The 14,075-nt window shown below is 69.4% G+C and carries 14 protein-coding genes; 1 reads left to right on the top strand and 13 read right to left on the bottom strand.

What is annotated here, in order from left to right:
- Position 1 precedes the first annotated feature (1 nt).
- The 7 genes from G6039_RS08605 to G6039_RS08575 all read right to left on the bottom strand — a co-directional run bounded on the left by G6039_RS08605 (position 2) and on the right by G6039_RS08575 (position 7,975).
- Complete coding sequence (locus G6039_RS08605) at positions 2-1,000, bottom strand: serine/threonine-protein kinase (RefSeq protein ID WP_164528068.1); 999 nt, start codon at positions 998-1,000, stop codon at positions 2-4.
- Between the two features lie 79 nt (positions 1,001-1,079).
- Complete coding sequence (locus tag G6039_RS08600) at positions 1,080-2,813, bottom strand: CocE/NonD family hydrolase (RefSeq protein WP_029542553.1); 1,734 nt, start codon at positions 2,811-2,813, stop codon at positions 1,080-1,082.
- A 23-nt stretch (positions 2,814-2,836) separates the two neighbouring features.
- Complete coding sequence (locus G6039_RS08595; protein ID WP_231385876.1) at positions 2,837-3,766, bottom strand: MBL fold metallo-hydrolase; 930 nt, start codon at positions 3,764-3,766, stop codon at positions 2,837-2,839.
- A 13-nt stretch (positions 3,767-3,779) separates the two neighbouring features.
- A complete protein-coding gene (locus G6039_RS08590; RefSeq protein ID WP_006938621.1) occupies positions 3,780-4,721 on the bottom strand; it encodes an alpha/beta hydrolase in 942 nt (313 codons plus the stop codon).
- 4 nt (positions 4,722-4,725) lie between these two features.
- Positions 4,726-5,853, bottom strand: a complete 1,128-nt coding sequence (locus G6039_RS08585; RefSeq protein ID WP_006938622.1) for an FAD-dependent monooxygenase — start codon at positions 5,851-5,853, stop codon at positions 4,726-4,728.
- 71 nt (positions 5,854-5,924) lie between these two features.
- Complete coding sequence (locus G6039_RS08580; protein WP_006938624.1) at positions 5,925-6,878, bottom strand: phosphotriesterase family protein; 954 nt, start codon at positions 6,876-6,878, stop codon at positions 5,925-5,927.
- A 47-nt stretch (positions 6,879-6,925) separates the two neighbouring features.
- Positions 6,926-7,975 (bottom strand): phosphotriesterase family protein, encoded by a 1,050-nt coding sequence (locus tag G6039_RS08575; RefSeq protein WP_043799275.1) that lies wholly within the window; start codon positions 7,973-7,975, stop codon positions 6,926-6,928.
- A gap of 148 nt (positions 7,976-8,123) precedes the next feature.
- Between G6039_RS08575 and G6039_RS08570 the strand changes: the two genes are divergently transcribed.
- Positions 8,124-8,711 (top strand): TetR/AcrR family transcriptional regulator, encoded by a 588-nt coding sequence (locus G6039_RS08570; RefSeq protein WP_006938629.1) that lies wholly within the window; start codon positions 8,124-8,126, stop codon positions 8,709-8,711.
- Between the two features lie 37 nt (positions 8,712-8,748).
- On the opposite strand, the gene G6039_RS08565 is transcribed toward G6039_RS08570, so the two are convergent.
- From G6039_RS08565 to G6039_RS08540, 6 genes are all read right to left on the bottom strand, one after another.
- Positions 8,749-9,708, bottom strand: a complete 960-nt coding sequence (locus G6039_RS08565) for a LysR family transcriptional regulator (protein WP_029542547.1) — start codon at positions 9,706-9,708, stop codon at positions 8,749-8,751.
- 94 nt (positions 9,709-9,802) lie between these two features.
- Positions 9,803-10,948: an NAD(P)/FAD-dependent oxidoreductase gene (locus G6039_RS08560; protein WP_006938634.1), complete on the bottom strand. Its 1,146-nt coding sequence runs from the start codon at positions 10,946-10,948 to the stop codon at positions 9,803-9,805.
- 28 nt (positions 10,949-10,976) lie between these two features.
- Positions 10,977-11,171 (bottom strand): ferredoxin, encoded by a 195-nt coding sequence (locus G6039_RS08555; protein WP_006938635.1) that lies wholly within the window; start codon positions 11,169-11,171, stop codon positions 10,977-10,979.
- Positions 11,168-12,346: a cytochrome P450 gene (locus G6039_RS08550; protein WP_006938636.1), complete on the bottom strand. Its 1,179-nt coding sequence runs from the start codon at positions 12,344-12,346 to the stop codon at positions 11,168-11,170. The genes G6039_RS08555 and G6039_RS08550 overlap by 4 nt, the downstream gene beginning before the upstream one ends.
- Positions 12,347-12,698: 352 nt before the next feature.
- A complete protein-coding gene (locus G6039_RS08545; RefSeq protein WP_006938638.1) occupies positions 12,699-13,538 on the bottom strand; it encodes an alpha/beta fold hydrolase in 840 nt (279 codons plus the stop codon).
- Complete coding sequence (locus G6039_RS08540; RefSeq protein ID WP_006938641.1) at positions 13,535-13,966, bottom strand: helix-turn-helix domain-containing protein; 432 nt, start codon at positions 13,964-13,966, stop codon at positions 13,535-13,537. The genes G6039_RS08545 and G6039_RS08540 overlap by 4 nt, the downstream gene beginning before the upstream one ends.
- Between the last annotated feature and the right edge of the window lie 109 nt (positions 13,967-14,075).

The following is a 14,075-nucleotide window of genomic DNA, read 5'->3' as shown; positions in this document are numbered from 1 at the left end:
GTCATTCGCACGGGGGTGCGGTGACGGTCGTCGTCGGCGGCGTCGGGTCGGGGTGGGGGCCGAGGTCGGGGTCGGACGCCCGCACCGACCAGCCCGCGGGACGGGCCTCGGACGCCTGCGCGGCCGGAGTGTCGCGCCCCGGGCACGGAACCGCGGACGGCGTCCCGGTCTCCGGCGAGAGGCTGGTCTGCGGTGCGGGCACGGACCGGACGGCGTCGGCCGGGCGCGGCGGCTCGGACGGTCCGGCCCCACCGATGGCGACGGCCAGCCCGCCGCCGAGCAGCACGGCCAGCGCGACGAGGGCCGACACCAGCACCGCCACCCGGCGGCCCGGGGAAGGTGCCGGGGCCGGCGGCCGATCGGTGTGTGCGGCCACGAGCGCGGCTCCGGTGGCCCGGTGCCACGGCACGCCGTGCGGGGTCACGAACGGCACGCCGAGCACCGCGGACAACTCCCGGGCGACCGCGGCGTCGCCGGGTCGCAGGTCCAGGAAGGCCAGCGCCTCCGGCGCCACCCCGGCCCGCGCCACGGCCTCGTCCGCGGCCTCCGGCAAGGCCGGGGCGATCCCACCGAAGTCGTCCTCCGCCACGGCGACCGACGCGAGGACCGCCCCCGAACGGATGTCGGCGACCGACGCGGTCGTGGCCGCATCGTCGCGGCCGATCAGTGCCACCACCCGTACACCCTCGAGTTCCGGGGCCGCGGCGAGGAAGGCCAGCCGGGCCTCGTCGACCCCCACGGCCTGCACCGGCACCGCGGTCTCCCCGGGGTCCGGCACGACCGCCTCGGACGCCACCAGTCCGGCGCGGGCAAACGGCACCCCGGCCCGCGCGGCCCGCTCGGTCATCACCGCGAGCGCCCGGCGCACCGCCTCCGCGTCCGCGCGTTCGCCGGCGGCCCACCGCTGCGTGTCGAACGGTCCGAGCGCCGGAACGTCGGCATCCACGAGCACCGCACAGACCTCACCGGCATCGATCGCAACGCCGAGCACCGCACGCATCACTGCCCTTCCGCCGACGGGACGATGCCCGAGCGTAACGCACCGTGGCGGAAGGACGTGGCGTCCGAAACCGCTGTCGCTACTCCTTCTCCCCCTCCCTGCGCGTCGTGAACGGCAGCACGAGCCGGGACCGGTGGGCGGCGTCCCGGTAGATCTTGTGGGTGACCGGGCGGCCCACCGGCAGGTGGAACGCATCCGGCGGGAGCAGCGCGTTGTGCTCGTCGGCCAGCGGCTCCCCGTTGGACAGCTCCACGGTCAGCTTGTGACCCGGCTGGAAGGTGTTCGCGAACGGGTAGAGGCGCAGCACGTACTCCTCGATCTTCCCGGGCTCGACCGGCACAGCGCGGGTGTGCGGGTGGTACGGGTTGCCCTCGGTGGTGCGCTCGTCCAGCTCGCGGTGCGAGGCCTTCAGGTAGCCGGTGGTGATCAGCTGGCGCTTGCCGCCCGGGGCGTAGTCCCACAGGCGCAGGATGAAGTTCGAGTCCGGCTGGTCGATTTCCGCGAAGATGTGCGCGGCACCGGTGCCGATCATCTCCGTCGACTCCTCGAACACCGGGGTCTCCCACCTCAGGATCTCGACCTTGTCGGTGACGGTCAGCGGGGCCTGATAGAAGCCGTCCGGGGCGGCGTACTGCGCACCCATCGGCTCCGGCTCGGTGGAGAGCTTGCCGCGCGGGCGCAGGTAGAGGGACGTGTATTCGATGTCCTTCGGCGGCCACTGGTTGCCGGTCACCCGCTCACGCGAGCCCTCGACGAAGACGCTCACCGCGGGCTCGTCCATGATCCCGTTGTCGATGCCCTTGATCCAGTAGTCGTACCAGCGGAACATCTTGTCGTGCTCCTCGATGAAGGGGCGCGACTGCATGGGCGGGTACGGGCCGATGTCCAGCTTCTTCGGACCCTTCAGCGCGTCGAAGAGTTCGATCGTGCCGTCCATCGTCCAGCCGCGACCCTGGTCGATCTGCAGATAGACCGGGATGTCGATGTTCGGGGCCAGAGTGATGGGGTTGCGCTCCTCGTACCACTCGCCGTCCAGCTCGTTCATCACGATGTCGAACCAGGCCTCGTGGTGCTTCGGGTAGTTCAGCACGTGGACCAGGTTCGGCCAGGCGGCCACATCCGGATCCTCGAGGCGCTCGGCGACGCGCTCCCTGATCTCCTCCGGGGAGTACGTCTCGAGCATGCGGGACTTGACGTTGTCGGTGAAGGCCCAGCCGGAGTCGCCGCCGCGGCCCTCGCGGGCGGCCCGCGGCATGAACCACATGATGCCGCCGTGGTAGGTGGTCTCGTAGAAGTCGTAGTGGCCGCCGCTGACGAAGATCGCCTTCAGATGCGGCGGACGCTCCGCGGCGGCGAGCACCTGCATCGACCCGAAATAGGAGATGCCGATCATGCCGACGTTGCCGTCGCACCACGGCTGCTCGGCGACCCACTCGATGAAGTCGTAGGCGTCCTGCCCCAGCGGCACGCCGCCGGCGTTGTAGTTGCCGATGTGTTCGCCCTCGGAGGCGCCGGAGCCGCGCAGGTCGCCGATCACGTGGACGTAGCCCTCCGCGACGACGCGGGCGATGTCCCCGGCTTCGATGCAGCCGTCCCACATCGGGCTGGGGCGACGCTGCGGCGGCGTCGTGAGGGCGAGCGCCTGCAGCTCCTTGCCGTAGGGGCTCAGCGCGACCAGCGCCGGTCGAGGCTTGTCGTCGACACCCTGGTAGGCGTCTGCCGCCAGCTCGATCCCGTCCCGCATCGGGACCCGGAGATCCTTGTGGATGTGGATGGTCTGCCCACCCGCGTCGAATTCTTCGAAATCGGCCATGAGTCTGCGACTCCTATCCTCTGTCAAGACTTCTGGGTGAACTGTGTGCGGTAGCCGTGCAGCGACGTGAAGAACGGGGACGGTTCGAGCGTCGGATCCCCCTCGTAGCCGAGTTCCTCCGCCACCGGCGCGAACGGCGAGTACGCCGAATCCGTCTCCTGCAGACCGGCGCACAGGCACCGATGGGCCGCGCCGCGGACGCCGCCCTCGATGTCCACACTCTCCCGGAGTGCCTCGGCAGCCTGGTCCCGATCGAGTTCGACGCCGTACGCGACACCGTCCGCCCGACGGTACGGATGCCCCAGGTACAGGTGATTCGGGCGGATCTCGTCCCGCAGGTACTGCAGGCTCGACCGGTACGCGTCCGGATCCTCGTAGCCGGGGAAGCCGTTGGCCGCCCCGTGGACCTGCACGGCGTCGCCGACGAACACGGAGTTCTGCCCCTCGACGACGTACGCGACCGATCCTGCGGTGTGCCCGGGGATGGAATGCACCGAGACGGTGACGTCGCCGCCGAGGGACAGCCTTTCGCCGCCCCGCACCAGCATCGTCGGCTCCATCTCCCCGGAGATGACGGCCTCCGCGGTGGCGGTCTGCTTCGCAGCGCCCTCGGGATCGTGCAGGTACTGCCCACGCACCGACAGGTACTCGTCGACGTGGGCCCGCCGCGAGCGCAACAGGTGCGCGTCGGCCTCGTGGATCACGACCCGGGCCCGTCTGCCGGTGAGTTCCCACAGGGCGCGCGCCCCACCGATATGGTCGATGTGGCCGTGGGTCAACAGGATCCAGCGCACGTCCTCGATCCTGCGCCCGAGAGCCTCGAGCGCAGGAGCCATGCCCTCGGCGGGCGACGAGGCGATCCCGGTGTCGACGATCGCCGGCTCCGGGGCGTCGATGAAGAAGCTGTAGAGACCGAATCGACCCCACGGCGAGACGAGCGGATGAATCTTCACGTCCTGCACCACGTCACTCCCCCCGGCCGGGTCGGGCCTGCCGAAGGAACTCCGCCGTCTCCTCGAACGCCCGGTGGAACTCCGGGATCCACGAGAAGTTCTGGACGAAACCGTGATTGGCGCCCGCGTAGCGCCGCACCGTCGCGTCCACTCCGGCCTCGGTCAGACGCCGGCCGTAGAGCTCGCCCTCGTCGCGCATGGGGTCGAACTCGGCGGTAACGATCAGCGCCGGGGGCAGCCCGGTGAGATCCTCGCGCTTGATGGGCGACACCCGCGGGTCGGCCGGGTCGGCACCGCTGTCGACGTAGAAGGAGTTGAAGCCCTTCAGTCCGGCCGTCTCCACGCCGTACCCTTCGGCGTTCTCCCGCAGGGAGGCGTAGCGGTCGACGTCGAAGTCCAGGTCCAGCGACGGGTAGTACAGGACCTGATGCGTGATGCGGTCGAATCCCTCGTCGCGGGCCATCGCGGCGACGGCGGCGACGAAGGTGCCGCCCGAACTGTCACCGGCCAGCGCAAGGGTCTCACCGTTCCACTTCAGGGCCTCGCCGTTCTCGGCGGCCCACCGGACCACCCCGAGGCAGTCCTGGAGGCCGGCCGGGAACGCCGCCTCGGGTGCCCGGCGGTAGCCGACGGAGACGACCTTCAGCCCGGTCTCCTCGGCCAGGTTCCGCGCGACGTGGTCGTGCGTGTCGAGGCTTCCGAGGAAGAACGCGCCGCCGTGGAAGTACACCAGCAGTCCGTACGAGTCGGCGTCGACCGGGGTGTAGATCCGGACCGGCACGTCCCCCGACGCGGTCTGCGCGGTCGTGTCCTCGACGGCATGGAGGGGCAGGCGCTCCTCGACGGGAGCAACCTGCGACTCCTCCGCTGCACGCATGGCCGCGGGGTCGAGCGGGCCCTCGGGCGGGGCCGGCAGGTTCGCCAGGACCTGTGCGATCTGAGGATGCAGTGCCATGGCGTCAGACCTGCGGCTGGGAGACGGACGCCTGGGACGACGGCTTCTGCCCGGGGAAGACGTCGTTGACCTCGTCCTCGGTCCATCCCTGACGGGAGATGCGCTGCAGCTCGTCCGTCACCGGCTTGCGGGTTGCCTGGTACGACGCGAGCGCCTCCCTGACGGAGTCCGCCTCCCGCAGGGCGTCGGCGAGACCGCCGGCGTCCAGGATTGCCGAGTTCGCGCCCTGGCCCTGGTGGTGCAGCATCGAGTGGGCTGCGTCGCCCACGAGGACGACCGAGTCCGAGTGCCACGTGTCGACCGGGTCGATGTCGTAGACCGCGCGGATGTTCACGGTGTCCATGTCGAGGTCGCGTGTGATGTTCACGATGCGTTCGTCGAAGCCTTCGACGGTCCTCAGGAGATCGTCCTTGGTGATCTGCGGCGCCCAGGTGCTGTCCGGGCACAGGGCAGTGATGTCGAAGGACACCTGGCCCCGGTGGCGCAGCGGCAGCAGGTAGACCTTCGTTCCCTTGCCGATGTACATCCGGAGATTGTCGTCGGTGACCATCCCGTGGGCGTCGTCGACGGAGATCACTGCGCGGTAGGCGTGCTCGCCGGAGAACCGTGGGTCCTTGTCGCTGAACAGCTCCCGGCGCACCACCGACTTGATGCCGTCGGCGCCGACGACCAGGTCGGCCTCGACGGTCGTGCCGTTCGTGAAGGTGAGGACGGAACGGTCGCCCCGGTCCTCGACGGTCTGCAGCTTGTGACCGAGGTGCACCATGCCGTCGGGGAGCACGCCCAGGAGAGCGTCGATGAAGTCACCGCGGTGGATCAGGTAGGTCTTCGTCTGGTCGGCGGAGGCCGGCCAGGTGTCCTTCATGATCGGATCACCGGTGGCGGTGAGGATCTCGAAGTAGTCACTCGGCGAGCTCACGTTCGCGATCGCGTCGAAGATCCCCCATTCGCGGAAGCGGTCCATGCTGGACGGGCGCAGACCGATGCCGGCGCCGACCTCCCGGACCTCGGTGGCCTGCTCGTACACGTCGACATCGGCGCCGAGCAGGCTCAGTGCCTTGGCCGCCGCCGCGCCGGCGTATCCCGCGCCGACGATGGCGACGCGGAGGTTCTTCAGGTCTGAAGGCTGCATGGGTCTCTTCTCTCTGGGTCGGGCGTACGGGAGCGCCCTGGGAGTGGATGCGCTGGGTTGTCCTGGGGCGATCAGGACTGGATCGTGAGGAAGTCGGCCGGGTTCTCGACGAACAGCGTGGTGATCGTGGCCTCGTCCAGACCGGCCTCGCGCAGGTCCGGAATGAGGTCCTCGAAGAGGTAGTTCACGGTGTGGCCCTTGACACCCGGCCACCCGAGCGGGCTGCAGTTGGCATCGACGCCGGCGAGTGCCTGGTCGAGGTGGCCCTCCCCGAGGAACCGGAGGAAGTGGTCCAGGCGTTCCTTGCGCGGCCGGGCCCAGAACGGCGGGTCCTCGAGTTCGGTCTCGTATCCGAAGGTGTCGAAGCCGACGCGGCCACCCTGTTCGGCGATCCAGGTGTCGCGCGTCTTCTCGGCGTTCACGCCGTCGTCGGCGTGCCCGAACAGCACGCGGTCCAGCGGGAGGCCCTCTTCGTTGAAGATGGTGATGGCGTTCTCGGCGTCGATCGCCAGGTGGGTCAGGATCGGCACGCCGGTGCTCAGCGCGGCGCGAGCGGCAGCACGGTAGATGCGCTTGTCCAGCTCCGTCATCCGGCCACCACGGCTCACCCCGACCTTGATGACGCCGGCGCGGCTGCCGGTGTCGCCGATGCCGACGGTGATCTCGTGCACGAACTGCCGGGTCAGGTAGTCCACGCTCGCCCGTTCGAAGAACGGCAGGGCGGTGTCGCCGCCGACGAATCCGGTGCAGGCGATGATGTTCACGCCGGTCTTGGCGGACAGCGACTTGTAGTAGTCGATGTCACGGCCGTTGCAGATGCCGGTGACGTCGACGAAGGTGCCGCCCCCGTATTCATGGAACTTGCGCAGCTTCGGGACGGTCTCCTCGTAGCGCTCCTCGGGGGTCTTCCACCATCGGGTGTCCAGTTCGGAGCCGGGCATGCCGTATCCGATGTGTTCGTGGATGGCGACGATGCCCAGTTCCTCGGTCGCGATCGGACCCAGAACGGTGTTCACTCTCGACACAACAACTCCCCTTCGGGAAAATCTCTTCGGCGGTTTCGGGTGGGGCGTCAGCGCACGGCCAGCAGGTCGCGCGGGTTGCCGGTGAGGATGCGCTGGATGTCCTCGTCGCCGAGACCCTGCGCGGCGAGCAGGGGAACGAACGTCGAGAGCACGTAGCTGAACGGCAGGTCGCGGCCGGGCCGGCCCGTGTCTCCGCCGGGCCGGCCCGTGTCTCCGCCGGGTTCGCCCGTGTCTCCGCCGGGTTCGCCCTTCGACACGCCGGTCGCGTTGCACGAGAGCAGGATTCGGTTTCCGTGCCCGGCCTCGATCAGTTCGCGGATCACGGCGGCGCGCTCCTCGTCGGTGACGTGGATGTCGTCGGCCGTGCCCACGTGGTCGAGGGCGACGAAGGCTCCGCGGCGAGCGATCTCGAGCGGTGCGCCGGCGGCGATCGCGTCCTTGCGGTCGAGACCGCCGACGACGACGCGGTCCGCCGGCAGCTTCTCGGCCAGGACGATCCCGAGGTCGTGGACGGCGTCGTTCCCGTAGCGGATCGAGGCCGCGACTCCCGTAGCGAGGGCGGTGCGGGCCGCGCCGCGGAACAGGCTCTCCTCGGTGGCGGTCATACCGTCGGGATCCGCGGCGGTGGTCACCAGGCCTGCGGCGCCGCGGCGCTCGACGCGGGGAACCACCATGCCCTCGGTGATCTCCCTGGTGAACAGGTCGGCGAACTTCTCCGCGGGCCACGGGGTGGGCGGGTTGGTCTGCGGCGTGAGGAAGTAGCCGCCGAGCAGGTTCTCCGGGCCCATGCCGGTGGACGCGACGATGTGCACGCCTGTCGTGCGGGAGAGTGCCTCGTACAGCTTCACATCGCGACCGTGGAACATGCCGGTGCTGTCGACGATCGTCCGTCCGCCGTGTTCACGGAAATCGGTCAGCTTCGCGGCCAGGGTCTCCAAGATCTCGGCGCGGTCCATGGTGATGTCGAATGCGTGCTCCGCGCCCGGAACCACCGACAACAGCGCCTCGTGAACCGAGACAACCCCCAACTCGTCGGCGGGAACGGGGCCGAGGACGGTATGGACGGTGTTGCCCTCGGCAGTGTGGGCGCCAGTCATCGGCACTTCCTTTCGTCAGCGTCGCGTCGGCACGACGTGGTGCGTATCACAGTAGGCGTTCGCATTACATCATGTCAAGTAACGATGCATATCGCCATGTGACTGTGCTGACAGGTCAGTGGCTGTACTGCGGCTAGAATCCGAGCCCATGTCGCTCCGTGCCGCACAGAAGCAGATGACCTACGAGCTTTTCCTCACGAAGGCACTCGAGCTGTTCGGAACCAAGGGCTACGCCGCGACCACGATCGACGACATCGCCACCGCCGCCGGCTCGACCCGGACCACCTTCTACCTGCACTTCGCGTCCAAGGCCGAGGTGATGAGCGCACTGCTGACGAAGGTCGACGCGATCCTCACGACGGCCGACGACCCCACGCTGACCGCAGTGGTCGCCTCCGGCTCGCGCGACCGGATCCAGGAGTGGCTGGACCGCAAGTTCTCGCAGTGGGACGAGATCAAGCCCTACCTCACCGCGTCCTACCAGGCCGCCCATGAGCCGGACGTCGCGGCCAGGACCGAGCAGTGGTTCGAGGACGCGGTCGGCCAGATGACCGAGGGGCTGAACCTGGCGAACCGATTCCCGCCGGACCGTCGCCGGATCCGCTGCGTGCTCGCGTTCGGCCAGCTCGAGTACCTCTCGCGCCGCTACTTCTCGGTCGGCTGGCGGACCCCCCGCGAGATCTGTCTCGACGAACTCACCGGATCCTGGTGCCACCTGCTCGCATCGGCCGACTGAGGCTCAGCATCGGCACGAGGAAGTCCGTCCCCGACGATCACCCGTCACGGGCCGCCCGGGACGTCGGTGCCGCCGGCTCGAAGGCGGACGCGTCGACCAGGATCCCCCGCAACCAGCCGATGAACTCCTGATCTGCCAGGCGCGGGTTCCACACCATGTCGACACCCAACGGAGAGACCGGCAGCGGGAACTCCTCGATGCGGAGGTTCACCCGTTCCCGCATCGCGACAGCGACCCGGAAGGTGTGCACCGCCACCCCACCGGCCGTTGCCACCAGATGCGGGATGAGCAGGTGGTCCGAGATCAATTGCCCGATCCGGTAATGGACGCCGTGCGCGTCCATCGCGGCGTACGGTGCCACCCGGTGCCGGGAGTCGTAGGTGACGTGGGGCAGCGAGGTGAGCAGGTCCAGCGCAGACGCCTCGGGATCGCTGTCCGGGTGGGCGATCACCACCCAGCGGTTCTCGTAGAGCCGGTGGCGCGGGTACGGCGAGGAGAACGCCTCGGACACGAGTACGACGTCCACCCCGTCGTCGGTGAAGTCGCTCGGATGCGGCTCGACGAAGTTGCGCATCCGGAGGCTCGCATTCGGCGCCCGCTCGGCGATCAGTCGCGCCAGATTCGGCCCGACCACGAAGGCGGTGCTGGTGGTCATCGCCACCGTGATGGTGCGGCTGTCGCGAGCGGGATCGAAGCCCGGGAAGTCCACCACCCGCGCGGTCTGCCGCAGCACGTCACGCAGCGGAGCGATCAGTTCCAGGGCGCGCGGGGTGAGCACCAGGCCGCTCCCCTGCCGCATCACCAGGTCGTCGCCGATCAGCCGGCGCATCCGGCCCAGGGCATGGCTCATCGCGGGCTGGGTCATGCCCACCCGGGCCGCGGCGCGGGTGACGGACCCCTCCTCGAGCAGTGCCAGCAGCGGCACCAGCAGGTTGAGGTTGACCGAGGCGAGCCGTCCCAGGTCCGGATCGCTCGGGTGGTCGAGCGGTTGGTTCATCCACACGAACTCTACGTATCCGTCGGCCGACCCCGCGGCGACAGTCGAAACTGCGGCGTCAGTCGAAACTGCGGCGTCAGTCGAAACTGCGGCGTCACGCGTCGGCCGAGGCCATGCGGCGCAGCTTCGGGATCGGGATCCGGTGATTGACGGCGACCGCGACGCCGCGTCCGTCGTCGTGCGTCCAGCGCATCACCGACGGTCCGTGCGGGCTGTCACCGACGAGGAACTCGGGTTCGCCGGCCGCCGGCAGGTGGCCGGCCGCCTTGAGGTTCAACCCGAACTGCTCGGTCCAGAAGTACGGATCGAGGTCGAGTTCGGGCGCGGCGTCGCCGGCCAGGAGAGCGACGGCCGCAACCTTGGCCTGCTCGATCGCGCTGCTCCACAGCGGAATCCGGCGCACACCCCCACGCGTCGGGATCGCCGCGACGTCACCGGCCGCGACGATGCCGGGCGCGACTCGCCCGCGCGAGTCCGCCTCGAGGCGGCCGTCGACCATCAGTCCGCTGGTGGCCAGCCACTCCGTGTTGGGAATGTCGCCGATCGCGGTGACGATCAGGTCGGCCTCGACCCGTGAGCCGTCGCTCAGGACCACGGCACGCGCGCCGTCGATTCCTGCGGCGGTACCGTCGACCAGTTTCAGCCCCTGGGCGACCGCAGCCGCGGTGAACGCTTCGGACAGGCACGGCCCCAGATGCGGGAGCATCGGCCTACCGTCGGCCACCAGCGTGACCTCGCATCCCGCCGACAGCGCCGCGGACGCGATCTCCATGCCCAGTGGGCCGGCGCCGACGACCACGACAGACGGCCGCGCCGCCAGCCGCTCCCGCAACGCGAGGGCGTCGTCGAGGGTGCGCAAGGTCAGCTCCGGGCTGTCGGGACCACCGAGGCGCCGGGCCCGGGAACCCGTCGCGATCACCAGTCCGTCGAAGCTCAGCTCCGATCCGTCGGCGAGACTCACACGGCGGGACTCGACGTCGAGGCCCACCGCTGCGACCCCGAGCACCTCGGTGGCCTCGTGCGTGGGCGGGGCCAGTTCGTGGGAACCACCGTCGACCAGGAGCGCCTTCGAGAGCGCGGGCCGCGAATAGGCCGCCCGCGGTTCGTCCCCGACGATGGTCAGGTCGCCGTCGAAATCCGCGGCGCGCAGGCTGTCACAGGCCGTCTGGCCGGCAATCCCGTTGCCGACGACCACGATTCGTCGGGGAGCTTCGGTGCCGTTCATGTCGGTGCCGTTCATGTGGGTTCCGTTCCTGCGGCTGTCGGTGTCAGGCCAGTTTGAGGGCGGCCACGGGGCAGACCCGGACGGCGGCACCTGCGGCGGCGAGTTCGGTGCTGCCCTCGGGGAGCTCGCCGACGTCGATGATCAGTTCGCCCTCGTCGTCGAGGTGCATCAGTGCGGGAGCGACCTCTTCGCACAGTCCGTGGCCTTCGCAACTGGGCCTGTCGAGCACGATCTTCATGCGGGGACCACCTTCAGGATCTCGAGTTCGTCGATGGAACGGGTGATGTTGCTGGGCACGCGAACCGGCTCGGCGGCCACGAGCCGCTGCGCGTGATTCGCCAGTGCCGCGATGACGGCGTGAGCTTCGAGACGGGCCAGACCCTGACCGGCGCAGCCGTGCGGACCGTAACCGAAGGACAGATGGTCGACCGGGTTCCGTTCGACCAGGAAGGCGTCCGGGTTCTCGTAGTGCCTCGGGTCGCGGTTGCCCGCACCGAAGAGGATCGCCACCTGGGATCCGGCCGGCACCAGGGTGCCGTCGATCTCCACGTCCTCGGTGACCGAGCGGCCCCAGGCATGGATCGGAGCCCAGAATCGAAGTGCCTCGTTGAAGGCCGCCGGCACCAGGGCGGGATTCCGGCGGACCAGGTCGAACTGGTCGGGGAAGGCCGAGAAGAGCGCGACGATGTTGCCGAGCGCGGTGATCGTGGTGTCCACCCCCGCACCGAGGTACTGGTGGATGATGTGGCCGGCGGTGTCGGGGGGAATGACGCCCCGGGCCTCGGCATCGAAGATCCCGCGACCCACCGACCCCGGTGCCAGATCCTCGGCCCGGACCCCGGCGCACCATTCGTAGAGTTCACCGGCGATCGGGAAGTTCTCGGCCGTCCGCTGGTTCATCGGGCCGATGACCTCGATCGCGGCCTGTCCCCAGCGCAGCATGTTGTCGCGCGCCGCGCCGGTGAAGCCGATCAGGTCGGCGACGACCTCGAGCGGAAAGGCGCGGGCCAGCGCATCGATGGCCTCGAACGATCCCTCGGCCACCAGGTCCGCGACCAGCGCATCGGCCTTGGCCTCGATCTGGCCCTTGAGTCCCCGCAGCGCCCGCGGGGTGAGATTCTCGGTGAGCGCCGCGCGCAGTTCGGTGTGGATCGGCGGGTCGGAGGCCAGGGACGTGCCTCGGAGCGCCTCGTTGACCATCGGGTTGAAGCCGATCGTCCGGGACGAGAAGGTGCCGGGGTCGGCCAGGGCGTCGCGGATGACGTCGTACCGGGTGAGGGCATAGACGTCGTTGGCGGGCAGATGCACCACCGCGCCGAGATCGCGGAGTTCGGCGTACGTCGGATAGGGGTCGGTCAGGACCTCGTCGGCGAAGAGGTCGATGGCGGAACGCGCGGGAGTGCTGCTGGTCATGCACCCATTGAAGTGACCCCACTCACATAAATCCAACTCATATTTTGCATACACGTACATGCACTCAATTGATGTGATGTCCGACTGTCCTCGGCGGGAGCAGGCCAGGTCCGCCTCGATACCGTCGACCGGCGGGAGAGGGCGTTGAGGCGGGACAGCCCCTGCCGTCCCACCGCTCGTACGCGTGCGAGGGACCGGCAGACGGATTCGGCCATCAGCATCGGTGCCATCGCCGCGTCGAATGCGAGGTCGTCGCCGCCGGCCGGTACCGCGGTTCCTGCGCATCCGATGCGCATCCCAGAAACCGAAGCAGCGCAACGTAGTACACGCAGGACTACGTCGGCACAGCCAGTCAGTCGCGCAGGAATTCGAGGACGGATTCCGTCCGGCCGAGGATCGCGTGCCCGGCCTCGGGTAGCACCTCGACGGTCGCGTGCGGGAGGCACCGGTGCACGCGGTCGGCGGTGCCCTCGGAGTCGAACAGGACGTCGCGGCCACCGACGATCACGAGCGCGGGCATGGTCAGCCGCCGCAGCGCGTCGTCGGAGAACACGGGCAACCGCTCCGTACGCGGCTTGAAGTGGGCGAACGTCAGCACCACCTCGTCGAGGACCGGACGCGTCTCGGGAGTGTCCAGGCCGGTGACGACGGCCGCCGAACGGAGTGCCCCCCGGCGCCCGAAAAGACGCAGGAACATCGCCTTGACCAGCCAGCCCATCCGCTGCCGGCCCAGGCCACCGGGGCACAGCAGGACCAGCCGCGTCACCCGTTCCGGGCGCCGGGTGGCGTAGTCCACCGCCATCCAGCCGCCGAGGGACACGCCGACGATCGCAGCGCTCGTGACCCCCAGACCTTCGAGCACGTCATCGAGCCACAGCGCGTACGCGTCGGAGGCCAGGGGCGGCCGGGACGGCGCGCTCTCCCCCGGTTCACCGACGAGGTCGACGGCGTAGGTTCGGAAATGCCGCGCCCAGGAGCCGATGTCGTCACGCCACATCGTCGCGTTCGCTCCCGAGCCGTGCAGCAGCAGCACGGGCGGCGCGTCGTCCGGACCGGAGACGAGCACGAAGGTCTCACCCTGGCGGGTGGGTACCCGCACATGCTCGGCCGGAATCGGCCAGTCCCGCAGGGCATCACGATAGCGCCGCCGGACCTCGCGGGCGCCGGCCTCGGACGTGTAGATCGTGGTCATGACTCGAGCACCCCGTCGATGTAGTCGAACAGCCGGGCGGTGTCGGCCAGCCCGCCGAGGATGACGATCTTCATCCTCGCCCTCCTCTCGTCGTACACCGTCTCGATCCGCAGCGGCTCGTCGCCCGAACGGCGGTTGCCCGCCGCGCTCGTCACGAGAGTGGTCAGGCGGTGGGCCGTCTCGGCGCCGACCGCGTCGATCTCCACGATGCTCGACACGTCGGTGTGCCGCCGGCGTCCGGCCGACTCGCGCGACGACGGCGGCATCGGGCGGCCGGTGAAGGCCTCGAGGTCCTGCTGCGCGATGCGGTACTGCTTGCCGATGCGGACCGCGGGGAGCCGCCCGGAGCGCACGTAGTTGCGGATGGTGCGCACGTGCAGACCCAGGCTTTCGGCCACCTCGTCCACCGAATAGAGACGTTCACTCACATAAATACCCTAAACTTCCCTCCCTATCCGCGCAATAGGGATATTCAAGTGCGTATGAGGAACCTCCCTCGCTCCTCGCCTCCCGGCCCTTTCTGCCCTCGTCGCACAC

This window comes from Rhodococcus aetherivorans (genome assembly GCF_011058165.1).
Lineage (GTDB): Bacteria > Actinomycetota > Actinomycetes > Mycobacteriales > Mycobacteriaceae > Rhodococcus > Rhodococcus aetherivorans.
Note: the sequence above shows the minus strand (reverse complement) of the source record. Positions and strands in the feature narration are given on the sequence as shown.

Coding starts and splice junctions, on each gene's coding strand:
- G6039_RS08605 (WP_164528068.1), bottom strand. CDS start 1,000: ATGCGTGCGGTGCTCGGCGTTGCGATCGATGCCGGTGAGGTCTGTGCG.
- G6039_RS08600 (WP_029542553.1), bottom strand. CDS start 2,813: ATGGCCGATTTCGAAGAATTCGACGCGGGTGGGCAGACCATCCACATC.
- G6039_RS08590 (WP_006938621.1), bottom strand. CDS start 4,721: ATGGCACTGCATCCTCAGATCGCACAGGTCCTGGCGAACCTGCCGGCC.
- G6039_RS08585 (WP_006938622.1), bottom strand. CDS start 5,853: ATGCAGCCTTCAGACCTGAAGAACCTCCGCGTCGCCATCGTCGGCGCG.
- G6039_RS08575 (WP_043799275.1), bottom strand. CDS start 7,975: ATGACTGGCGCCCACACTGCCGAGGGCAACACCGTCCATACCGTCCTC.
- G6039_RS08570 (WP_006938629.1), top strand. CDS start 8,124: ATGTCGCTCCGTGCCGCACAGAAGCAGATGACCTACGAGCTTTTCCTC.
- G6039_RS08565 (WP_029542547.1), bottom strand. CDS start 9,708: ATGAACCAACCGCTCGACCACCCGAGCGATCCGGACCTGGGACGGCTC.
- G6039_RS08560 (WP_006938634.1), bottom strand. CDS start 10,948: ATGAACGGCACCGACATGAACGGCACCGAAGCTCCCCGACGAATCGTG.
- G6039_RS08555 (WP_006938635.1), bottom strand. CDS start 11,171: ATGAAGATCGTGCTCGACAGGCCCAGTTGCGAAGGCCACGGACTGTGC.
- G6039_RS08550 (WP_006938636.1), bottom strand. CDS start 12,346: ATGACCAGCAGCACTCCCGCGCGTTCCGCCATCGACCTCTTCGCCGAC.
- G6039_RS08545 (WP_006938638.1), bottom strand. CDS start 13,538: ATGACCACGATCTACACGTCCGAGGCCGGCGCCCGCGAGGTCCGGCGG.